Origin of the sequence: Rhizobium redzepovicii (genome assembly GCF_019793435.1) — a bacterium.
GTDB lineage: Bacteria > Pseudomonadota > Alphaproteobacteria > Rhizobiales > Rhizobiaceae > Rhizobium > Rhizobium redzepovicii.
Genome location: NZ_JAILYH010000003.1, coordinates 245,027 through 265,066 on the forward strand (window position 1 = coordinate 245,027; position 20,040 = coordinate 265,066).

Below are 20,040 nucleotides of genomic sequence, written 5' to 3' on the forward strand. Positions count from 1 at the left end.
CCTGCGGCACTGCCTCACTCCGAAATCAGCGCCGCAAATGGTGCGATCGAGGGGAGGCAAAACCGGTGCGGCATTCTAGCCCCTCCCCCTCGTGGGGAGGGGTTGGGGAGGGGTCTTCTCACTCTCAATAAGGCGCCGCCACCGGCCCCATGCCGACGTAAACCGTCTTCAGCTCGGAATAATGCTCCAGCGCCGCCAGCGAATTCTCGCGGCCGAAGCCGGATTGTTTCGAGCCGCCGAAGGGGATTTCCACCGGGCAGAGATTATAGGTGTTGATCCACAGCGTGCCGGCCTCCAGCCGGTCGACGACGCGGTGGGCGCGGGTGAGGTCGGCGGTGAAGACGCCGCCTGACAGGCCGAATTCGCTGGCATTGGCGCGTGTGATGACCTCGTCCTCATCGTCGAAATCGAGCACCGACATCACCGGCCCGAAGATCTCCTCGCGGGCGATGGTCATGTCGTCGGTTACGTCGGCAAACACCGTCGGCTGCACATAATAGCCTTCGCCGGAAACGTTGTTGGGAATACCGCCGCCGGCGACAAGCGTTGCGCCCTCGGCCTTGCCCTTTTCGATATAGGCGACCACCTTCTCGCGCTGTGCCCAGGAAACCATCGGGCCGATCTGCGTCGCCTCATCAAGCGGATCGCCGATCAGCATCGCCTCGGTGCGCGCCTTCAGCCGCTTCAGGAACTCGGTCTTGACCCCCTTCTGCACGAAGACGCGGGTGCCGTTCGAGCAGACCTGGCCGGTGGAATAGAAATTGCCGAGCATGGCGCCGCCGACCGCCGAATCGAGATCGGCGTCGTCGAAGACGATGAGCGGCGACTTGCCGCCGAGTTCCATCGTCACATGCTTGAGATTGCCGGCCGCCGCCGCCGCCACCCGGCGCCCGGTCGGCACCGATCCGGTCAGCGACACCTTGGCGACATCGGGATGGTTGACGAGCAGCGGCCCGGTATCGCGGTCGCCCTGGATGACGTTGAAAAGCCCCTTCGGCAGCCCCGCCTCGTGCAGGATCTCGGCAATCTTCAAGGCGCCGAGCGGCGTGTTTTCCGAGGGCTTGAAAACCATGGCATTGCCGCAGATGAGCGCCGGCGCAGCCTTCCAGCAGGCGATCTGCTGCGGATAGTTCCAGGCGCCGATGCCGACGCAGACGCCGAGCGGCACCCGCTTGGTGTAGGCAAAATCCTGGCCGAGCGGGATATGCGAACCATTGAGGCCGGCCGGTGCGACACCGCCGAAGAATTCGAAGGCATCGGCGCCCGAGGTCGGATCGGCGACGATCGTCTCCTGGATCGGCTTGCCGGTATCGAGCGTTTCCAGTTCCGACAACGCCCGGTTTCGCTCGCGCATGATGTCGGCGGCGCGTTTGAGAATGCGTCCGCGCGCCATCGGGCTCATCGCCGCCCATTCCGGCTGGGCGCGTCTGGCCGCGGCAATCGCCTTCTCGACAATCGCGGGCGTTGCGGCATGTAGCCGGGCGATCACCTCGCCGGTCGCCGGATAGAGGCTCTCGATGACGGTCCCGTCGGTGTCCTCGACATATTCGCCGTCGATGAAGTGCGAGGCTCTCGGCTGGGCTTTCATGTCATTTGTCCTTGGATGTTCGATGTGGTTGTCCCATCTCGGCTGGAAGGGAAGGTGGCGGCCAGAAGCGCATTCAGATAATCCTCTGTCAGTGCGATCGAGGCTTCGATGCCGATCGGTGCCGATTTCAGACTTTGCCTGATGTAGAGCCCGTCGATCATCGCCGCAGCGCCCTCGGCGATGCGTTCTGCGGCGTCGGCCGGCAGCAGCGCCTTGAGATCGGCAAGCAGGTTGGAGCGCAGCCGGCGGGCATAGATCACCAGGAAACGCCGCGTCTCCTCCGAGCGCTGCGCTTCGGCGTAAAAGGCAAGCCAGGCGGCGATCGTGTCTGGCGCGAACTGGTCGGCGTGGAAGTTGACACGGATGACGGCCGAAAGCCGGGCGCGCGGCGTCTGCGCTGCTATCAGCGCCGCCACCGTATCGCTGCGCAATTGCCTAAGAAGCGAGCGGATCGTCTCGATCAGCAATTGTTCCTTGCTGCCGAAATAATGATGGGCAAGGGCCGGCGACACGCCAGCCTGGCGGGCGATGTCGGACATGGTGACGGCAAGCGAGCCGTGATCGCCGATCACCCGCAGCGCCGCATCAACGAGCGCCTTGCGACGCACCGGCTCCATTCCGACTTTCGGCAAAGCGCCAACTCCTCACGCATTTTCGATAAGGATATTTTTGATTGACTGATCAATCAACAAAAATATTGACCGAATTGATTTCGCGCAGATCTTTTCCGGAGAAACGGGCGCAACATATTCAAAGTTGATCAGGAGGTGTGCCATGACCAGCGTCTTCAACGAAATGCCCGGATCCCCGCTACGGTCGAAATGGGTCTGGTTCCTCGGCCTCGGCGTGCTGCTTCTAATCTGTGGCCTCATCGCTCTTAGCAACCTGCTAATGGCGACCGTCGCTTCGGTCTTTTATGTCGGCATGCTCATGCTGGCGGGTGGCGTCATCTATCTCATCCACGCTTTTCAGGTGCGCCGTTGGGATCAAGTGCTCTTCTGGGCTCTGAGCGGTGTGCTTTACGTGCTTGCCGGCATCTGCGCCTTCATCAATCCTATCTTCACCTCGGCGGCCTTGACTTTGTTTCTGGCCATTGCGCTGCTGGTGGCCGGCATTTTCCGTCTCTGGGTCGGGATGCGGATGCGGCCGCTGAAGGGCTGGCGCTGGATCGCGACCAGCGGCGTCATGACGGCCCTGGCCGGCTTCGTCATCGCGCTGGGCTGGCCGGTGAACAGCCTCTGGATCCTCGGTCTGTTCCTGGCCGTCGATCTCATCATCCAGGGCTCGACCATGATTGCCTTCGGCCTCGGCATGCGCGGCTGAAGCCTTTTTGATACGCCTATTTTGACAAGGGCATGACAGGGGATTAGACTAAAGGGGTATGGACCGATCGCCAAAAGCGGGTGGTCCTGTGTGCGATAGCCGCAAATGGTCATGCGTCCCCCAAAGGCAGGGTTCTGCCTCAATAAAAAAGGGAGGAAGTTCATGCCGATGGTCACCGTTTCCATCTCTCCGCAACAGGCAGCGGGCATCCGCGCCGCCGTCGACACAGGCGGCTATGCCTCGAGCAGCGAGGTCGTCCGCGAGGCGCTCCGCCTCTGGGACACCGCCCGCAAGCTCAACGAATTCCGCGACGATGTCCTCGACGACGAGGGCGCTCCGTCCGGCGGCAGATGCGTCGCCGACATGTTCGCTGATCACGAGGCAGAGCGCCGCCGCTCCGCCTGATTAAGCGCCTGATTGTATTATGAAATTCAAGATGAACGCGGAACGCGTGGTCGTGCCCTGCATCTTTCACAAAACTTTCATATTGGCGAAAGGGTTCATTGATCCTTCCGGGGCATCTTTCTGACCAAGAAGAACAAGTCACAGTGGAGATCAGCCAAATGAAGAGCGGGACTTCCCTGGCTGCCACCGTCGAGCCCGGCGTCCTGCGCCGCTATGCCAGCGACCAGATCGTCACGCTTGCCAAGCTCGTGGTCGAGAACGCCTTTCAGCCGATCGTCGAGGCCGGCACCGGCACGGTGTTCGGTTACGAATCCCTGATGCGCGGCCAGGAGCGTATCGGCTTCGACACCCCGGTCGACATTCTCGACGAGGCCCATCAGGCCGGCCAACTGCTGCAGCTCGAACAGATGCTGGCGAGCCGCGCGCTCGCCAAATTCGCCACCCTGTCGAATTTCTCCACCTCGACGCTGTTCCTCAATCTCGATGTCCGGCTCATCCCGCATGGCGAACGCTTGGTCGAGAGCCTGCTGCAGCACCTGCGGAAGGCCAATATTCCGCCGTCCTCCGTCTGCTTCGAATTCTCCGAACGTTTCGACAACACCAGCGTGCCGGAATTTGCCGCGCTCGTTTCCAAGCTGCGCAAGGCAGGTTTCAAGCTGGCGATCGACGATTTCGGCGTCGGTCACGGCGAGATGAAGCTGCTTTGCGACTATGCCGTCGATTACCTGAAGATCGACCGCCATTTCGTCGCCGAGCTCGACCGCAGCTCCCGCAAGCGCCATCTTTTGAAGAGCATCGTCAACATCGCCCATGTGCTCGGCACCCGCGTCATCGCCGAAGGCATCGAGACCGAGGCCGAATTCATCGCCTGCCGCGAATATGGCGTCGACCTCGTCCAGGGCTGGTTCATCTCCCGCCCGACGACGCATATGTCGGAGCTGGCGCCGTCCTTCCCGCATCTGCAGGAGCTCGGAAAAACCAAGCGAGGCAGCCAATCGCTCGACGAAATCCTCATCCGCAAGCAGATCGAACTCCTGCCGACGGTTTACGAGAACGACAGCATCGACAGCGTCTTCGAACTCTTCCGCCGCAATCCGCGCCAGGCTTTCTTTCCCGTGCTCAACGCCAATAGCGAGCCGCGTGGCATCATTCACGAGCAGCACCTTAAGGAATATATCTACCAGCCCTTCGGCCGCGATCTCTTGAAGAACAAGATGTATGAGCGCAGCATCTCGCATTTCGTCGAAATGGCCCCGATCGTCGGCCTCGACAGCGATGCCGAGCAACTGATGGCGATCTTCGCCAATATGGAAGGCAGCAACTGCCTGATCCTCACCGACAATATGCGTTATGCCGGCGTCGTCTCCGCCGCCTCGCTGATCAAGGTCATCAACGAGAAGCAGCTGAAGACCGCCCAGGATCAGAACCCGCTGACCGGCCTGCCGGGCAATCGCGCCATCCGCGATTTCATGCGCCAGTCCGGCCGCGACGGCGATGAGGTCCGCCATTTCTGCTACTGCGACTTTGATAATTTCAAGCCATTCAACGATGCTTACGGCTTCCATCTCGGCGATCATGCGATCTCGCTGTTTGCCGCGCTGATGCGCCGCTATTTCTTCGCCGAGCGCCATTTTCTCGGCCATGTCGGCGGCGACGATTTCTTCATCGGCGTCGTCGGCTGGACGCAGGAGGAGCTGACCGAGATCCTCGACCGGCTGATCAGCGATTTTCACGACGACGTGCTCGATCTCTATTCCGAAGAGCACCGCGCCGCCGGCCGAATCCTCGGACACGATCGCGCCGGCGTCGAGGCGCTGTTTCCGCTGATGCGCTGCTCGATCGGCGTCATCGAACTGCCGAAAGGCCTGGTCATCGACGATATCAACCGCGTCAGCGCTGAGATCGCCGTCATCAAGTCGGCCGCCAAGGAGAGCGACGAAGGTCTCGTCTTTCACTTGCTGGGCGAGGCGAATTGACGCCCTTGCCACATCAAGCCTTCCCAAGCCCGCGGGGCTGACTTATTTCCTGGTTCCGATCAGGGAGGGTCGCGCCATGTCACTGCCCCAGGAAATGCGTTTCATCGATCTCAAGTCCTTCGGCGCCCCGGAGGTGATGACGATCGGCAGACGCCCGCTGCCGGTGCCCGGTGAGGGGCAGGTTCTCGTGCGCGCCGAGGCGATCGGCGTCAACCGCCCCGATGTCGCCCAGCGCCAGGGCAGCTATCCCGCGCCCAGGGATGCAAGCCCGATCCTTGGCCTGGAACTGTCAGGCGAAATCGTTGAGATTGGCACTGGCGTTAGCGGCTACGGCGTCGGCGACAAGATCTGCGGCCTCGCTAATGGCGGCGCCTATGCCGAATATTGCCTGCTGCCGGCCGGCCAGATCCTGCCCTTTCCCAAGGGTTATGACGCGGTGAAGGCCGCGGCCCTTCCCGAAACCTTCTTCACCGTCTGGGCCAATCTCTTCCAGATGGCCGGGCTGACCGAAGGCGAGACCGTGCTGATCCATGGCGGCTCCAGCGGCATCGGCACGACGGCGATCCAGCTCGCCCGCGCTTTCGGCGCCGAGGTCTATGCGACGGCCGGTTCAAGCGAGAAATGCGCGGCCTGCGAAAGGCTCGGCGCCAAACGTGCGATCAACTACAGACGCGAGGATTTCGCCGAGGTGATCAAGACCGAGACCGGCCAGGGCGTCGATATCATTCTCGATATGATCGGCGCCGCCTATTTCGAGCGCAACCTCGCCTCGCTCGGAAAAGACGGCTGCCTGTCGATCATCGCCTTCCTCGGCGGGGCTGTTGCCGAAAAGGTCAATCTGTCGCCGATCATGGTCAAGCGCCTGACGGTCACCGGTTCCACCATGCGCCCGCGCACGGCGGAGGAAAAACGCGCCATTCGCGACGATCTGCTCTCCGAGGTCTGGCCGCTTTTGGACGCCGGCACCATCGCCCCCGTCATCCACAAGGTCTTCGCCTTCGAAGAGGTCGTCGCAGCCCATCGGCTGATGGAAGACGGCAGCCATGTTGGTAAGATCATGCTCAGCGTCGGCTAGAGCATGATGCCGAAAAGTGTGAGCGGTTTTCTCATGATATCATGCTCTAACTCTTTAATTTAGAACAGGATTCAGATTTTGGGCCAACCGGGCCTAAAATCATCCTGTTCTAAGTGACAGTGACACGCCGATGGCGAGAACGCCGGGCAGCGCAATCAGCAGATAGAGCCAGTAGGCTGCCGACAGCGCCCCGGCAACGCCGCCCGGATCGACGAGGCCGGCGCCATTGGCGATGACGCCGGCAAAGGCAGCACCGAAAGCGCCGCCGAGCGAACTCATCGTCGGGATCGCCGCCGAAGCCTTGTCCAGTTCGCTGTCGGCGACGAGCGTCAGAACCATGGCGACGAGATGCGTCCAGCCGAGCCCGACGCCGAAGCCCATCATGAACATGCCGACTGCCGCCGGCACGATGAAGAGCATATGCGCCTGCGGATTGTCGCGCGCGAGAAAGACCGCCAGCGAAATGGTCGCCGCCGCCTCGATGAGCGCGCCGGCAACGATCGCCGCCTGCGCGCGACCGCCGGTCAGCGAGCCGCTGAGGAAAGCCGAAAACGTCCAGCCGAGGGCGACAAGTGCCACCAGATAACCTGAAACAAGCGGCGTCACCCCGTGCAGCACCTGTAGGAAATAGGGAATGAATACGTCGCTGACGAGCACGACGGTCATGGCCAGCATCGTCAGGTAGACACGCGCAATCGGCCTGGAAAGGCTGACCGCGCCGGAGGGCAGCAGCCGGTTCGGGCTTCGACTTTCGATGAGGAGCATGCCGCCGACCGCAGCGATCGATGCCGCGATCAGGCCAATTTTCGCGGCCGTCACCTCGATCGTCCCGGCGGTGCCGACCATCAGCACGGCGCCGAGCAGCAGCCCGATCTGGGCAATCGGCGTTTTCGCCTGCTCGCGGTCGTCTTCGACCTCGGGCAACAGCCGCGGCGCCAGAACCGCCATCACCAGGCCGAGCGGCATCAGCACGATGAAGGCGTAGCGCCAGTTGCTGCCGGCGGAGAAAAAGCCGCCAAGCGTCGGCCCGATAACGGTCGCCACACCCCAGATCGCCGCATAGAGCGTCGACGCCTTTGTCCATAACGGCTCGGGATAGACGAAGCGGATGAAGGCATAGCCAAGCGCGGCAAGCGCTCCGGTACCGAGACCCTGCACCGCGCGTCCGACCAGCACCACCGGCATGGACGGCGCGGCTGCGGCGATCAGGCTGCCGACGCCGAAGACCAGCGCGGCGATCACATAGATGGCGCGAAGCCCGATCCCCCGCGGGCGCATGGCGACGAAAATCGAGCCGAGCACGGCGGCGGCGACGAACAGGCTGGTGACCCAGGAAAACAGCGCCAGCCCGCCGATATCACGCACGATCGAAGGCGCGATGGTCGCCGTGATGTAGCTCTCGACCGCGTAAAGCATAACGCCGCCGGCAAGCATCAACGTTGCCGGCAGGTGCTCGGGCAGGAAGAGGCGCAGGAGGGAGCTGGTGGCGGGGATGGCCGCAGTCTGGTCGATATTGGACATGGAATGACCCTGATAAAGACCGACGGCCCGCAGCTTGGCGCCGCGATCGGTGATGTGCTTGGCATATCGGGCGAGGCCGCCCGTCAGCAGCTCGCCAAGCTGGCGGAACAGGGGCTGGTGGAGCCGGTCACCGTCGGCGCCACGGGCAGGGGCCGGCCGCGTCAGCTCTGGCACCTGACTGCCGCGGGCAACCGCCAATTCCCGGACGGTCATGCCGAACTGACGGCAAACCTGCTCGGCACGCTGGTCGAACAGCTCGGACCCGCGGCCCTCGACACTGTCATCTCGGCCCGCGAGGCCGAGGCGCTGCAGCGCTATCGGCTGGAATTGCAAAATGCCGGCGACCTTGCCGCGCGTGTCGAAGGTCTTGCCGCCATCCGCACCCGCGAGGGCTATATGGCCGATCACTGGCAGGAGGCGGATGGCTCCTTCATGCTGGTCGAAAACCACTGCCCGATCTGCGCGGCGGCCACCGCCTGCGCCGGCTTCTGCCGCTCCGAACTCGAAACCTTCCGTGCTGCACTCGGCGCCGAGGTCGAGCGCAGCGAACACATCCTCTTGGGCGCCCGCCGCTGCGCCTATCGCATCACGCCGCGTTGAGGCGGAGCACGCGCAGGCAGCTCGCGCTTCAGGCCGGCTGCCGCGCCTGCCGCCTGGCGCTTTCGAGATAAAGCAGGACACCGATCGACGCGAAGCCTGCGGCCGCGCCGACAAAGGCGGTGCCGGAATAGTCGCTGACCGATGTGCCGAAGGCGAAGAGCCCGGCGGCGATGCCGGTGCCGATGAAGGTGTTGAGCGAGATCAGCGAGGTTCCGAGCCCCGGCCGGTCTGCGATCAGGTCCTGCAGATAAGTGATCGGCACGCTGAGGATTGCCGCCGCCCCGCAGGCGTTGAGGAGGAGCAGCGCATAGATGTGCCAGGGCGCTGAGGCAAATCCGAGCAGCAGCAGATAGGCACAGTAGATCAGCGCGCCGAAGGCCAGGACATGCACGGTGCGGAACCGCCGCTGCGCCATGCCCCACATCATCATGAACGGCATTTCGAGAAAGGCCGTCAGCCCGGCGATGAAGCCGACATCGACCACGCTTCCATCAGCCGCATGGGTGATGATCAGCGGCAGCAGCATGCTGTTTAATCGCTGCAGCCCGAAGAGCAGCGCCATGACGATGACGCGCACAAGCACATAGGGCATGAAAATCCGCTTCAGCGATGCGAGGAAGCCGGGCTGATCGGGGGAGGGACCGGCCGTGCCGTTTCCAGGCGCGAAGAAGAAATATAGGCAGAAACAGGTGCAGCTTGCCAGGGCGGCGATCCCGTAAGCCGGCGTCATCGACGGCGAATTGACGAGATAAAGGCCGATCATCCCCGGCGCCACCGCCCACGAGCCGGAAAACAGCGCCCGCACCGTTGCGGTGATCCCCGCCGCCTGGCCGCGATCCATCTGGTTGGTCCTGGCACGCAGGCTGGCAAAGAGCAGCGAATAGGTGGAGTTGCTCATCGGCACCAGCAACAGTGTCGAGACGATGAAGACGGCAGGGCTGTGAAAGATCGCGATCGACCCGAAGCCGAGCATGCCGGCCACCGAAAGCCCCAGCACCAGCGGCCGCCGCTCTTTCAGCCTGTCCGACCAGATGCCGAGCGTCAGGCTGGTTGTGACGTTGACGATCGCCGAGAAGAAGATCAGCGCCGAATAGGTGCCGTTGCTCAAGTTCAGTTCGTTGATCCCGATGATCGACTGATAGGGCGCGGTCGAAGCATAGGTGAAGGCGAGCGCCACAAGCGTCACGGCCGGGATACGGATCCGTTTGTCGCGCAGGATCAAGGAGAGGGTGGATGACATGGGACGGTTCCTGATGCATCACCTTTAGCGGGAAGGGACACATCAGGAAAACGATAGTTTTCGATCGTCGCGGTCAATTTTTGTGATGTTTGTCTGCGTCAGGTCTGCGCTGTCAAACTGGAAAGTTAGAAATCGATTTGGCCCAAGGGCAGAACGTTACCGAGGAAACCGACCAGAACTGACGCAATCGATATCAAGACCAACCCCAGAAGCGCTCCAAGGATGACTCCAACGCTCGTCCTCGTGGGCCGGCGCGCCAGCCAGCACGCCAGGCAGAGAGAGACGACCGTGAAAAATACCCAGGCCGGATTGCAAAACAATTCCTTCGATGCGAACTGGGTTGCAAGATAGTGTGCCGATACGCCTAACCTCAAGGTCTGCTTTTCACAGGAGGCGGACAAAGCTGGCGCTCCCCGAGCAGCCTCATCAACAACGACCGGCGGCGGGCGCAATTATCCCCCTGATCCGCCCCGCATTGCGGTTCTTGCTGCAGAAGCCCACCCCACACTCCGTCCTCCTCGGGCTTGATCCGAGGATCCATGCTGCCACCGCTGGTGGGTGCGGGTGCGGGTGTGGATGCTCGGCTCAAGGCCGAGCATGACGGAGGGTGGGCCAAACCCCGTTGGCTTTCGCGCCGCGACGCGTTATGCCTGCGGCATCCCGCCAGCATCCGGATGAGAGCTCATGACCAATCCCGTCACCGTCGAAGTTACCCGTGGCCTGCTCGTCGAAAGCCGCCATCGTGGTTCGGTGGCTGTCGTCGATGGTGACGGCAAGCTCGTCTTCTCGCTCGGCGATATCGAAGCCGCCGTTTTCCCGCGTTCGGCCTGCAAGGCGATGCAGGCGCTGCCGCTGATCGAGAGCGGCGCGGCCGATGCCTATGGTTTTGGCGATAAGGAATTGGCGCTCGCATGTGCTTCGCATAATGGCGAGGACGAGCATGTGGCGCTTGCCGCCTCCATGCTGTCGCGGGCCGGCCGCAATGCCGAGGCGCTGGAATGCGGCGCCCATTGGTCGATGAGCCAGAAGGTCCTGATCCAGCAGGCCCGTGCGCTCGATGCGCCGACTGCGCTGCACAACAATTGCTCGGGAAAACATGCCGGCTTCATCTGCGCCTGCTGCCATCAGGATATCGAACCGACGGGTTATGTCGGCTATGAGCACCCGCTGCAGGTCGAGATCCGCGCGGCGATAGAAAGCCTGACCGGCGCCGTGCTCGGTGCCGAGAGCTGCGGCACCGACGGCTGCTCGATTCCGACTTATGCCGTGCCGCTCAAGAGCCTTGCCCACGGCTTTGCAAAAATGGCGACGGGCGTCGGCTTGGAACCTTTGCGCGCCAAGGCATCCCGCCGGCTGATCGAGGCTTGCATGGCCGAGCCCTTCTATGTCGCCGGTACCGGTCGCGCCTGCACGGAATTGATGCAGCTCGCCCCCGGCCGCATTTTCGCCAAGACAGGCGCCGAGGGCGTCTTCTGCGCCGCGATCCCGGAAAAGGGCATCGCCATCGCCCTGAAATGCGACGATGGCGCCACCCGCGCCGCCGAAGCCACGGTGGCGGCGACACTTGCCCGTTTCTTCGAGACGGAAAGCGAAGTGCACGCCGCCCTGACGGCCTTTGCCGCAACCTCGATGCGCAATTGGAATGGCATCCATGTCGGCGATATCAGAGTCACGTCCGTGCTGACTGGAAAATAAACGAGCCAATACCTTTATCAGGAAGTATTTAGCGGTTCGGAGATAACGGAACCCAGCAATGGGACGGCGTCAACACAGGTCATCGGGCTCGTCGGAACCACTCTCGCTTCTGAACAGCCCTGATCTCATTGATATCGAAGTCTACTATGACCAATTCCTGCTGCTTGCCGCCCATAATAAGAACCTTGCCTAGCGGATCGACGGCGAAAGAACGACCGTCGTCTTTCGGTACCGGATAATTGGCCACGGCTATCCCCACGACGGACTGGAAGGCCAGTGCTCGCACCCCCGCCACGCGCACGTCACCTACGCTTGGATCGTCCACGAGTGGGCAGCTGTTTGGAACGAGAATAATCTCCGCGCCGTTCCGAACGAGATCCGATGCTACATCGGGAAACTCCCGATCCATACAAATCATTATGCCGATCGCAACCTCGCCCGCTTTTGTCTTCAGCTTTGCCACTCTTGAGCCATCGCCTGGGGCGCAAGCCTCTTCCGGGACGTCGAAAAAGCAAATGTGTCGCTTGCGCTGATGGAGGATGATTTCGCCGCTGTCATTGATCACTACGGCCGCGTTGAAAGGTTTTGCCTCTCCGTACTCAAGGAACGTTGCCACGATCGCGAGACCATTATTGCGCGCAGCTTGTCGAAATCTATCCAGATAGGGACCATCAAGCGGTATTGCCGCGTCGATCCAAGCCTGCCGGGACGCCGCATTCTCGGAATCAAAGCGACTGTACCCGTTTGAGAACATCTCCGGAAATAAGATGATGGCGGCACCTTCAGCCGCAGCAGATGCGCAAACCTCATCGATATTTACGTCGCTCATCATCTGCGCCAGCGCGATTCGAAGGGAAATGCTTGTCAAATTCTGTTCCTCCTCATGCATGGGCCGTGCCATCGTCCTCGTGAGGTCGAAGGTTAGGCAGTCTGATCCCACACGTCAAACTGGCATGCGTCCCCGGTTTCCCCGGCCGATCAAGCCGCGGCGATCGTGCTGTTGAGATCGCGATAGGGTTTCAGCCGCTCGGCCGGCATTTCCGCCGGCACGATCAGCCCCGCCACCTCAGAAATTCCAAGCACCGGGCAGGGCGAGACGAGGTCGAACTTCTCCTCCGTCAGCAGCACATGCGTTTCGGCCGAGCAGCGGGCGATATGGCGTTTGATCGCCGCTTCCTCGAAGTCGCCGGTGGAAAGCCCGTGCACCGGATGGGCGGCCGTCACGCCGAGGAAGAACAGGTCGGGGCGCAGTTGCGAGATCGCCGCCGCCGCCGCCGCGCCTGTCGCCACCATCGAATGTTTGTAGAGCCGCCCGCCGGCAAGGATCACCTCCGCCGTCGGGTGGTGCTCGAGTTCGGCGGCGATCGTCGGGCTGTGGGTCGCAACCGTCAGCGGCGTGTCGCGCGGCAAGTGCCGGGCGATCTCAGCCGTAGTTGTGCCGCCATCGAGAAAGATCAACTGACCGGGCTTGACCATCGCCGCCGCAGCAGCCCCGAGCCGCGCCTTGATCTCCGACGAGACGCTGCGCCGCGCGGTAAAATCGGGCAGATCGGGCGCCAACGGCATTGCGCCCCCATGCACCCGTTTCAACAGCCCCTCCGCCGCCATTTCGCGGAGATCGCGCCGGATTGTGTCTTCCGAAAGGGAAAAATCCTCGGCGACACGCTTGGCGACCACCTGGCCGTCACGGCGCAATATGTCGAGGATGAGGGTTTTGCGTTGTGACGTCAGCATAGGCTCTCTGCACGAAATTAAACACATTCGCCCGATATTGCACGAAAAGACTCGACATTCAAGAAATCTCGTGCATTTTCACGAAATCCCGTGCATGACGCCGGGAATGCTCAGCGATGGAGTGGATGATGTTGATATTGATTGCCGGGCCTTATAGGTCGGGAACGGGCGACGACCCGGAAAAGATGGCCGCCAACCTGGAGCGGCTGGAGGAACCCTCGCCCGCACTGTTCGCCGCCGGCCATGTGCCGATGATCGGCGAATGGGTGGCTCTGCCGATCTGGCACGCCGCCGGCGGCAAGTCGGTCGGCGATGCGCTCTACGAAGAGATCTTCCACCCTGTCGCCGGCCGGCTGCTGCAGCTCTGCGACGGCGTGCTGCGGCTGCCGGGCGACTCCAAGGGGGCGGATAACGACGTGCGCATCGCCAGGGAGCGCGGCATTCCGGTCTGGCACCGGCTGGAGGACGTGCCGGGCTGCGGCTGAGCGGCGAGTTTGTCCTGGCAAGATGCCCCTCACCCTAACCCTTGCCGGGGTCGAGCCGCTGGTCTCGACCCGTCCTGCGAACCCCCGTAAACGGGGCGAGGGGACGTGCCTTACGAGAGGTCTGCGAGGAATTGAGAGGGTGCGGCATATCTCTCCCCGTCAGAACGGGGAGAAGGTGCCGGCAGGCGGATGAGGGGCGGCCCGACGCAGAGACAAAACCCAATCTCCCCAGTTCCGGCGCACCCATCCCTGCGCTATATCACGTGCCGAAAGGGAGTGGCCCATTATGCTGACATTGTACTACGCGCCGGGAACCTGCGCGCTCGCAAGCCTGATCGCCCTGGAGGAATCCGGCCTCGCCTTCGAAACAAGGAAGCTCAGCTTCGCCAATGGCGAGCAACGCTCGCCGGATTATCTGCAGATCAACCCGAAGGGCCGGGTGCCTGCGCTGGTCACCGATCGCGGCGTGCTGACGGAAACGCCGGCGATCCTCGGCTTTGTCGCGGAAAGTGCGCCGGCCGCCAAGCTGGCGCCGCTCGGGGATGCTTTCGACATGGCGCGGCTGCAATCCTTCAACTGCTATCTCTGCTCGACCGTGCATGTGAACCATGCCCATCGCCCGCGCGGCTCCCGCTGGGCCGACGATCAGGCGGCACTCGAGGCGATGAAGGCCAAGGTGCCTGAGAATATGGCCGGTTGTTTCACCCTGATCGAAGAGACGATGTTCAAAGGCCCGTGGGTGATGGGCGAGAGCTATTCGATCGCCGATCCCTATCTTTTCGTCATGACAGATTGGCTGCCGTCCGACGGCGTCGATCCCGCCCGCTTCGTCGACGTGAGCGACCATCACGCCCGCATGCTGCAGCGCCCCGCCGTCCAACGGGCGCTGGCCTACGATCGCGGCTGATAGGCTGCATGATCGCCGCGGCCTGCGGGGCAGGCGCAGCGGAGCTCATGCCGACATCTCCCAAGGATTGATCACCGAGGCCCCGGTGTCGGCGAAGTCACTGACGTTGCGGGTGACGACGATCAGGTCATGGACGATCGCGGTCGCGGCGATCAGCCCGTCAATATCGCCGCGTGGCCGGATCGCGGCGATGCGACCCCATTCCACGGCGATCTGATCGGTTACCGGCAGGATGCGGGCGCCGTGATCATGACGCAGCTTGCGCAGCCACTCCGTGAGGTGCGCCGCAGCCTTCGGGTCCGACCTCTGTTTGAGCGCAATGCCGCGCATGATCTCGCCAAGGGTCAGCGCGCTCAGGTGTATGCTCAGCGGATCGACGGAGCGCAGCCAGGAAATCGCCTGCGATGTGCCGCGCCGCGCCTCCGAAACGATATTGGTATCGACCAGATACATCAGAAGGTCACGTCGCGGCTTGGGCTCGCAGCGCGTGCTTCCACCGTATTGGCAAGCTCATCGTCCCAGGCCGGGCCGCCAAGCAGGTCGTCGACCAGTGTCGGCCGGCCGGCGCGCAAGGCGTCGTAGTCGCGGGCGGACAGCACGACGGCCGTTCGCTCGCCCCGGAGCGTGACCACCTGCGGGCCTTCATCACGCGCCTTCTGCACCACTTTCGAAAACTTGTTCTTGGCCTCCTGCAACTGCCATTCCATTATTTGCCTCCTGGCTAGACTGTCTAGATATTTAAGCATGGAAAGACGCAGGGTCAATGGGTAGCAGCAGCATCCATCGGATGAAGATGGTAAGGGGCCCTTGTCACACGGCCGATGCGGCGGTGAACACCGCCAACTGGGCCGCGAAAGCACGCTGATAGGCCGGCCGGGCTTCGCCGCGGGCGACATAGGCGGCAAGGTTTGGATATTCCTCCAAGAGACCTGATGCTTGCGCCCTGAGCAGCACCGTCACCATCAGCAAGTCGCCGGCGCTGAACGCGCCATCGAGCCAGTCGGCATCGCCAAGGCGAGCGGAAAGGCTCCCCAGCCGTTTGCGGATGCTGTCCTCAAGCGCATGCAGGCGCTGCTCGTACCAGGGTTCGTCGCGCTCGAGGATGGTGGCGAGGCTGCGCTCGAAGATCGGCGGCTCCACCGTGTTCAGCGCAGCAAACATCCACGTGACCGCGCGCGCCCGGGCATTCGTATCCGCAGGCAGCAGGCCCGCATGGCGCTCGGCGATATGGAACACGATCGCACCGGACTCGAACAGAGTAAGATCGCCTTCTTCATAGGTCGGAATCTGCCCGAAAGGATGAAGTGCCAGATGCGCGGGCTCCTTCATCGTCTTGAACGAAACGAGACGAACTTCGTAAGGCTGGCCCGCTTCTTCGAGTGCCCAGCGAACGCGCATGTCGCGCGCCAGACCCCGGCCGCGATCGGGCGAGCGTTCAAAGGCGGTAATGGTAATCGTCATCGCTTCCTCCATATGATTATCCTTAGATCGATGCGATGTAAGGCGTTGTGCAATGGCTTGAAGACGGCCGGCGAAATGAGATTCCGACACCGATGCTCGCGATAATCCTCGCTGGCCTTGCGACGATCGCCAGATCCCGACCTACTTCCGCTCGACCGTCAGCACCATCGGCATGGCCCAATTGGCCTCGGAAATCGGCCAGCGGAGCAGGCTTACTTTGTTATCGTCCGCCTGAGACTCCCATCTTGCGTAGAATTTTTGCCGATAGCCATCCAGCCGAACGCTCCGGCAGGCGACGGGACCGCCATCAAGATTAAGCGCGACCTTGAGATTGAGCGGCGAGGTCTTCAGAAACTCTCCAACCGGTCGAGGGAAAAGAACGCTTCCTTTGTCGTCCCGATGACGACACGCCCCAAGTCGTCTTTGGCGACAAACGTACGGTTGGCGAGCCAGCGGCTTTTCACATTCACATGCGTCTGCCCGTCGTCGCCGATCAGGAGCGGATAGGAGACCATGGCGTTCGACGCGCCGGCAAAGGCTGTCTGCCAATCTTGATGCGTCAGGTCGCGGATCTCGGCAGTGTCTTTGCCGGCAATGAAGGCGCCGGCCCTCGCGTCATATTGCTGAGGACCCATCGCAATGCCTTCGCTGATGAAAGGCGTATCGGGCCTGCCATGTTTGTCGAAATAGCTGCCGTTCACGATCAGCGCGGCGTTAGGCAAAACCTTCTCCCATTCGTCGATGCCGGTATCGCCAGCAGCCGCGTTACGGGTGACGAATCGAAAGCGGGCCGGGTCAATTCGGCTGAGCAAGATCCGGTCGACTTCGCGGCCATCGGCAAGAACCGGTAGTTCCGCCACCTCGAAGCCCGTCTCCGGCTCTTGCCAGACCAGCGGCCCGGGCAAAACGGCCGGGATGACCGGGCGCAACGCCAACTGCACGGAGGCGGAAAGGCGCTCGTCGTCAGGTTTTATGTCGATCCAATAGGTTCCACCGCGCCGCAAGACGGTGTTGAAACCGTAAGCACCCGCGACCTGCCAGAGCCAGCCGGCGCTGACGACAATGGCGACCGTTAAAATTGCGAGGAGTCCCAACAGGATTTTTCGAATTGCTGGCACTGAAATTCTCTTTGCTGAAACAGATAGGGCTCCGACGCCGGGTTGGCGTGGTCGCGCGAATGCAGGCGACAAGTAGGGTTTTTTCTACGGCGGAAGCGCTGCCCGCTCTGTCGAATCAGCCCTTCAGCCTGCCAGGGCCAGTTCTCCGTAACGGCTGGACAAAGAGGCCGGCGAGCTTCAATATCGATCCGCATCCGCTCATTCCGGGGTCAGGCCCGAAGAGGAGAACGCCTTTGTATGCCGTCGCAAAATATTCAGAACGCACCGGCCGAGGCGGAAGGACGAGACGCGGCTCGAATTCAATCGAGGGCTAGTCTTGCTGCTCGGCTATGACGCGCCAAAGCTGGCGCAGGTCCAATGTCGAGAATAATATGATCATCGAATTGACTGCTTATGATTTCGCCGGGTTGCTGAACGGCGCCGCGCCCGCAGATACGCGCCTGGTTTCCGATAGCGCCATCGCGCCGCCTGAGGTGCTGGAGATGCTGGCGAGGATCGCCGCGGAGATCGGCGCCGATTTTACCCCGTCGGCCTGGATGATCGTCGAGGATGGCGAGATCGTCGGGCTGTGTTCCATCATCAGTGCGCCTGAGAGGGGCGAAATCCACGTCGGCTATGGCATTGCGCCGAGCCGCGAGCGGCGTGGCTATGTCACGCGTGCGATCGGCGAACTGCTCGAATGGGCGCGGAAAGACCCGCGCGTGACGCACGTTTCGGCCGATACGGGCGTGGAAAACATCGCCTCGCAACGTGTCCTCGAACGCAACGGCTTCATCCGCATCGGCGAGCGCATTGATCCGGAGGACGGTCGTGTGATTTGCTGGCAGGCATCGGTGGACTGAGGCAGGTCGCTAAAGCGCGTCGCGTCACGCGAGTGATGCGGCGCGTTTCAGAGCGGCTGACACGGGCGCGCATCGTCACGCGCATTTCGCCAGCGTCGGTTTGGCCTCGGCGGCAAGGTTGGTCTCTGTTCCAATCGGCAGATCGGCAATTTCCCGCATCGACATGCGCTCGACCTCGGGATGCCGCAGCGGATCGTTCTTCCAGGCTGGGAGAGCGTCTGCGCTGCCCAAGGCAAGGGCGGGCCTCAAGAAAAACTTCAGCAATGACATGGCATGCCTCGCTTTCTCCAAGCGGCGGGGGATGGTCGCCGCAGGCTGTAATCTCTGCTCCCTCAAGCGGATTTTCAATTGAGATTAATGCGGCTCTGCTATAGAAAAACTATATGAAGAACCTCAACACTGTGCATCTCAACGGCCTTAAGGCGCTGGAAGCCGTCGGTCGGCTCGGCTCGCTGCAGGCGGCCGCCGATGAGCTCGGCGTCTCGGTCGGCGCCGTCAGCCAGCAGGTCATCAAGGCGGAGGCGCAGCTTGGCCTGGTGATCTTCGAGCGCACCGCCCGGGGAATGATGACGACCGAAGCCGCCCGGCCGGTACTGGCCGCGCTCGATGAAGGCTTTGCCCGTCTTTCGGCGGCCGTGTCGATTGCGCAACGCAAGGACGACACGATCCTGACGATCTCGGTGGCGCCGGTTTTTGCCGCCCGCTGGCTCGTCTGCCGGCTCGATCGTTTCGCTGAGCGCCATCCCGATATCAAGCTGCGGCTCGATGCAACCACCAATCTCGTCAGCCCCGCCCTCTCCGACGTCGATATCGGCATCCGCGTCGGCACCGGCAAATGGCCTGACGTGAAGGCCGAACTGCTCCTGGAGCAGGAGGTTTTTCCCGTCTGCTCGCCGGAGATGGCGGCGAAACTGAAGGCGCCCGCCGATATCCTGGAACTGCCCGCCGTCATCGACGGTCGCGCCATGTTCAGCTGGGAGGTCTGGATGCGCGAGGCGGGACTGTCAGGCGCCACACCGGCGACGCGCCACGTTTTCAACGATGCCTCGCTGTGCCTCGATGCGGCGATCGCCGGGCAGGGCGTCATGCTTGCCTGGCAGACCCTTGCCGCCTTCGCGCTTGCCGAAGGCCGGCTGGCGGCGCCCTTCGGCATTCGGGCGCGCACCGGTTTCGGTCATTATTTCGTCACCGCCGAGGGCACGCGCGAGCCGAAGAAGGTCAGGGACTTCAAGGCCTGGATCCGCGAGGAAATGGCCGGCACGCTTGCCTTGTTCCGCTAAAGCATGTCGCGCAAAGCTGTGCGGCGGTTTTTCCAGGCAAGGCGCGAAGCGCTTTTGCCGCAACGACATGCGCAAAACAACAAGCTAAAGCGCGACGCGCTTTGGCTCAGACCTCGATCGGCTCCCTGCCGCGCGTCTCCTGCATCTTCTTGTAGGCCGGGCGCGACTGGCAGCGCTCGATCCAGGCCTCGATATTCGGATGTGCCTGGAAAAGCGCCTCCTCGCTCTGGGCGTATCGCAGCACCTCGGCGATGTTGAGATCGGCGACGGTGAAGCGGTCGCCGGCAATCCACTGCCGGCCGGCAAGCTGGCCTTCGAGCGTGGCAAGTGGCCTGCGCAAGGCATGACAGGCGGCTGCGATCGTCTCCTTGCCCTCCTGGCTGTTTTCGAGGCCGTTGTCATAGGTCAGCACGATCCTGACCGAATGCGGCTCGACCTGCGAGGCAGCCCAGACGGTCCACATCGTCAGCAATCCGTCTTCTTCGACGGTTTGTCCCGCAAGCGGTCCGCCATGTTTGCGGGCGAGGTAGAGATTGATCGCCAGCGACTCATGCATGAGGAGATCGCCGTCCTTGATGCTGGGGATCTGCGCCATCGGGTTGACGGCGGCGAAATCGGGCGAGTGCGTATTGAGCGGCGCGCTCTCGGACAGGGGCTCCGCCAATCGCCTGGCTTGCAGCACCGGCACCGACTGGAATTCGAGCCCCAGCTCCTCCGCCATCCAGTAGACGCGCGACGCCCGCGATCGATAGACTCCGTAGATTGTCAGCATGATCTTGTCCCCTCGATG

The 20,040-nt window shown here is 62.4% G+C and carries 21 protein-coding genes and 1 pseudogene; 10 read left to right on the top strand and 12 right to left on the bottom strand.

Going from position 1 to position 20,040, the window contains the following annotated elements; all coding sequences use genetic code 11:
• Positions 1-124: 124 nt before the first annotated feature.
• Together betB and betI are read right to left on the bottom strand one after the other, a co-directional pair.
• Entirely contained in the window at positions 125-1,588 is a 1,464-nt protein-coding gene (betB, locus tag K6N12_RS05950) for a betaine-aldehyde dehydrogenase (RefSeq protein ID WP_097627509.1), read from the bottom strand.
• Complete coding sequence (gene betI, locus K6N12_RS05955) at positions 1,585-2,205, bottom strand: transcriptional regulator BetI (protein WP_239620427.1); 621 nt, start codon at positions 2,203-2,205, stop codon at positions 1,585-1,587. The genes betB and betI overlap by 4 nt, the downstream gene beginning before the upstream one ends.
• Before the next feature lie 157 nt (positions 2,206-2,362).
• Between betI and K6N12_RS05960 the strand changes: the two genes are divergently transcribed.
• From K6N12_RS05960 to K6N12_RS05975, 4 genes and pseudogenes are all read left to right on the top strand, one after another.
• Complete coding sequence (locus tag K6N12_RS05960) at positions 2,363-2,911, top strand: HdeD family acid-resistance protein (protein ID WP_097627514.1); 549 nt, start codon at positions 2,363-2,365, stop codon at positions 2,909-2,911.
• Positions 2,912-3,073: 162 nt separating this feature from the next.
• Positions 3,074-3,316: a ribbon-helix-helix domain-containing protein gene (locus K6N12_RS05965; protein ID WP_003587881.1), complete on the top strand. Its 243-nt coding sequence runs from the start codon at positions 3,074-3,076 to the stop codon at positions 3,314-3,316.
• Positions 3,317-3,430: 114 nt separating this feature from the next.
• Positions 3,431-5,292, top strand: a pseudogene (locus K6N12_RS05970) (GGDEF domain-containing protein).
• Positions 5,293-5,368: 76 nt separating this feature from the next.
• Entirely contained in the window at positions 5,369-6,367 is a 999-nt protein-coding gene (locus tag K6N12_RS05975; RefSeq protein ID WP_222148784.1) for an NAD(P)H-quinone oxidoreductase, read from the top strand.
• 99 nt (positions 6,368-6,466) lie between these two features.
• On the opposite strand, the gene K6N12_RS05980 is transcribed toward K6N12_RS05975, so the two are convergent.
• A complete protein-coding gene (locus K6N12_RS05980) occupies positions 6,467-7,888 on the bottom strand; it encodes an MFS transporter (RefSeq protein ID WP_097627520.1) in 1,422 nt (473 codons plus the stop codon).
• Positions 7,889-7,891: 3 nt separating this feature from the next.
• On the opposite strand from K6N12_RS05980, the gene K6N12_RS05985 reads away from it, so the two are divergent.
• Positions 7,892-8,488 (top strand): helix-turn-helix transcriptional regulator, encoded by a 597-nt coding sequence (locus K6N12_RS05985; protein ID WP_097627522.1) that lies wholly within the window; start codon positions 7,892-7,894, stop codon positions 8,486-8,488.
• Between the two features lie 28 nt (positions 8,489-8,516).
• On the opposite strand, the gene K6N12_RS05990 is transcribed toward K6N12_RS05985, so the two are convergent.
• A complete protein-coding gene (locus K6N12_RS05990) occupies positions 8,517-9,728 on the bottom strand; it encodes an MFS transporter (protein WP_097627524.1) in 1,212 nt (403 codons plus the stop codon).
• Positions 9,729-10,412: 684 nt separating this feature from the next.
• Here K6N12_RS05990 and K6N12_RS05995 point away from each other — a divergent pair.
• Complete coding sequence (locus K6N12_RS05995; protein ID WP_097627527.1) at positions 10,413-11,423, top strand: asparaginase; 1,011 nt, start codon at positions 10,413-10,415, stop codon at positions 11,421-11,423.
• A 79-nt stretch (positions 11,424-11,502) separates the two neighbouring features.
• On the opposite strand, the gene K6N12_RS06000 is transcribed toward K6N12_RS05995, so the two are convergent.
• A complete protein-coding gene (locus K6N12_RS06000; protein ID WP_097627761.1) occupies positions 11,503-12,291 on the bottom strand; it encodes a carbon-nitrogen hydrolase family protein in 789 nt (262 codons plus the stop codon).
• A gap of 110 nt (positions 12,292-12,401) precedes the next feature.
• Positions 12,402-13,157 (bottom strand): DeoR/GlpR family DNA-binding transcription regulator, encoded by a 756-nt coding sequence (locus tag K6N12_RS06005; RefSeq protein ID WP_097627529.1) that lies wholly within the window; start codon positions 13,155-13,157, stop codon positions 12,402-12,404.
• Positions 13,158-13,285: 128 nt separating this feature from the next.
• Between K6N12_RS06005 and K6N12_RS06010 the strand changes: the two genes are divergently transcribed.
• Together K6N12_RS06010 and K6N12_RS06015 are read left to right on the top strand one after the other, a co-directional pair.
• Complete coding sequence (locus K6N12_RS06010) at positions 13,286-13,642, top strand: DUF4406 domain-containing protein (RefSeq protein WP_183777452.1); 357 nt, start codon at positions 13,286-13,288, stop codon at positions 13,640-13,642.
• Positions 13,643-13,928: 286 nt separating this feature from the next.
• Entirely contained in the window at positions 13,929-14,549 is a 621-nt protein-coding gene (locus K6N12_RS06015) for a glutathione S-transferase family protein (RefSeq protein ID WP_097627531.1), read from the top strand.
• A 45-nt stretch (positions 14,550-14,594) separates the two neighbouring features.
• Here K6N12_RS06015 and K6N12_RS06020 read toward each other — a convergent pair whose 3' ends face one another.
• The 4 genes from K6N12_RS06020 to K6N12_RS06035 form a co-directional block, all read right to left on the bottom strand.
• Complete coding sequence (locus K6N12_RS06020) at positions 14,595-15,002, bottom strand: type II toxin-antitoxin system VapC family toxin (protein WP_097627533.1); 408 nt, start codon at positions 15,000-15,002, stop codon at positions 14,595-14,597.
• Positions 15,002-15,256: a type II toxin-antitoxin system Phd/YefM family antitoxin gene (locus K6N12_RS06025; RefSeq protein WP_097627535.1), complete on the bottom strand. Its 255-nt coding sequence runs from the start codon at positions 15,254-15,256 to the stop codon at positions 15,002-15,004. The genes K6N12_RS06020 and K6N12_RS06025 overlap by 1 nt, the downstream gene beginning before the upstream one ends.
• A gap of 103 nt (positions 15,257-15,359) precedes the next feature.
• Positions 15,360-16,010 (bottom strand): glutathione S-transferase family protein, encoded by a 651-nt coding sequence (locus K6N12_RS06030; protein ID WP_097627763.1) that lies wholly within the window; start codon positions 16,008-16,010, stop codon positions 15,360-15,362.
• Positions 16,011-16,357: 347 nt separating this feature from the next.
• A complete protein-coding gene (locus K6N12_RS06035; RefSeq protein WP_245500067.1) occupies positions 16,358-17,200 on the bottom strand; it encodes a phosphodiester glycosidase family protein in 843 nt (280 codons plus the stop codon).
• A 299-nt stretch (positions 17,201-17,499) separates the two neighbouring features.
• Here K6N12_RS06035 and K6N12_RS06040 point away from each other — a divergent pair, with 299 nt between their 5' ends.
• A complete protein-coding gene (locus tag K6N12_RS06040; RefSeq protein ID WP_239619797.1) occupies positions 17,500-17,970 on the top strand; it encodes a GNAT family N-acetyltransferase in 471 nt (156 codons plus the stop codon).
• A 75-nt stretch (positions 17,971-18,045) separates the two neighbouring features.
• On the opposite strand, the gene K6N12_RS06045 is transcribed toward K6N12_RS06040, so the two are convergent.
• On the bottom strand, positions 18,046-18,240 hold the full coding sequence (locus K6N12_RS06045; RefSeq protein ID WP_097627539.1) for a hypothetical protein: 195 nt from the start codon (positions 18,238-18,240) through the stop codon (positions 18,046-18,048).
• 113 nt (positions 18,241-18,353) lie between these two features.
• Between K6N12_RS06045 and K6N12_RS06050 the strand changes: the two genes are divergently transcribed.
• Positions 18,354-19,250, top strand: coding sequence for a LysR substrate-binding domain-containing protein (locus K6N12_RS06050; protein WP_097627541.1), 897 nt, complete (start codon positions 18,354-18,356; stop codon positions 19,248-19,250).
• Positions 19,251-19,356: 106 nt separating this feature from the next.
• Here K6N12_RS06050 and K6N12_RS06055 read toward each other — a convergent pair whose 3' ends face one another.
• The gene (locus K6N12_RS06055; RefSeq protein ID WP_097627543.1) at positions 19,357-20,022 is read right to left on the bottom strand and encodes a glutathione S-transferase family protein; all 666 of its coding nucleotides are present in this window, start codon (positions 20,020-20,022) and stop codon (positions 19,357-19,359) included.
• Positions 20,023-20,040 lie beyond the last annotated feature (18 nt).

Excerpts from the sequence above, each read along its gene's own strand:
- K6N12_RS05965 (WP_003587881.1), top strand. The coding sequence starts at position 3,074 with ATGCCGATGGTCACCGTTTCCATCTCTCCGCAACAGGCAGCGGGCATC.
- K6N12_RS06025 (WP_097627535.1), bottom strand. The coding sequence starts at position 15,256 with ATGGAATGGCAGTTGCAGGAGGCCAAGAACAAGTTTTCGAAAGTGGTG.
- K6N12_RS06020 (WP_097627533.1), bottom strand. The coding sequence starts at position 15,002 with ATGTATCTGGTCGATACCAATATCGTTTCGGAGGCGCGGCGCGGCACA.
- betI (WP_239620427.1), bottom strand. The coding sequence starts at position 2,205 with ATGGAGCCGGTGCGTCGCAAGGCGCTCGTTGATGCGGCGCTGCGGGTG.
- betB (WP_097627509.1), bottom strand. The coding sequence starts at position 1,588 with ATGAAAGCCCAGCCGAGAGCCTCGCACTTCATCGACGGCGAATATGTC.
- K6N12_RS06015 (WP_097627531.1), top strand. The coding sequence starts at position 13,929 with ATGCTGACATTGTACTACGCGCCGGGAACCTGCGCGCTCGCAAGCCTG.
- K6N12_RS06040 (WP_239619797.1), top strand. The coding sequence starts at position 17,500 with ATGATCATCGAATTGACTGCTTATGATTTCGCCGGGTTGCTGAACGGC.
- K6N12_RS06055 (WP_097627543.1), bottom strand. The coding sequence starts at position 20,022 with ATGCTGACAATCTACGGAGTCTATCGATCGCGGGCGTCGCGCGTCTAC.
- K6N12_RS06010 (WP_183777452.1), top strand. The coding sequence starts at position 13,286 with ATGTTGATATTGATTGCCGGGCCTTATAGGTCGGGAACGGGCGACGAC.
- K6N12_RS06005 (WP_097627529.1), bottom strand. The coding sequence starts at position 13,157 with ATGCTGACGTCACAACGCAAAACCCTCATCCTCGACATATTGCGCCGT.
- K6N12_RS05985 (WP_097627522.1), top strand. The coding sequence starts at position 7,892 with ATGACCCTGATAAAGACCGACGGCCCGCAGCTTGGCGCCGCGATCGGT.
- K6N12_RS05960 (WP_097627514.1), top strand. The coding sequence starts at position 2,363 with ATGACCAGCGTCTTCAACGAAATGCCCGGATCCCCGCTACGGTCGAAA.
- K6N12_RS05980 (WP_097627520.1), bottom strand. The coding sequence starts at position 7,888 with ATGTCCAATATCGACCAGACTGCGGCCATCCCCGCCACCAGCTCCCTC.
- K6N12_RS05990 (WP_097627524.1), bottom strand. The coding sequence starts at position 9,728 with ATGTCATCCACCCTCTCCTTGATCCTGCGCGACAAACGGATCCGTATC.
- K6N12_RS06050 (WP_097627541.1), top strand. The coding sequence starts at position 18,354 with ATGAAGAACCTCAACACTGTGCATCTCAACGGCCTTAAGGCGCTGGAA.
- K6N12_RS05995 (WP_097627527.1), top strand. The coding sequence starts at position 10,413 with ATGACCAATCCCGTCACCGTCGAAGTTACCCGTGGCCTGCTCGTCGAA.
- K6N12_RS05975 (WP_222148784.1), top strand. The coding sequence starts at position 5,369 with ATGTCACTGCCCCAGGAAATGCGTTTCATCGATCTCAAGTCCTTCGGC.
- K6N12_RS06045 (WP_097627539.1), bottom strand. The coding sequence starts at position 18,240 with ATGTCATTGCTGAAGTTTTTCTTGAGGCCCGCCCTTGCCTTGGGCAGC.
- K6N12_RS06030 (WP_097627763.1), bottom strand. The coding sequence starts at position 16,010 with ATGACGATTACCATTACCGCCTTTGAACGCTCGCCCGATCGCGGCCGG.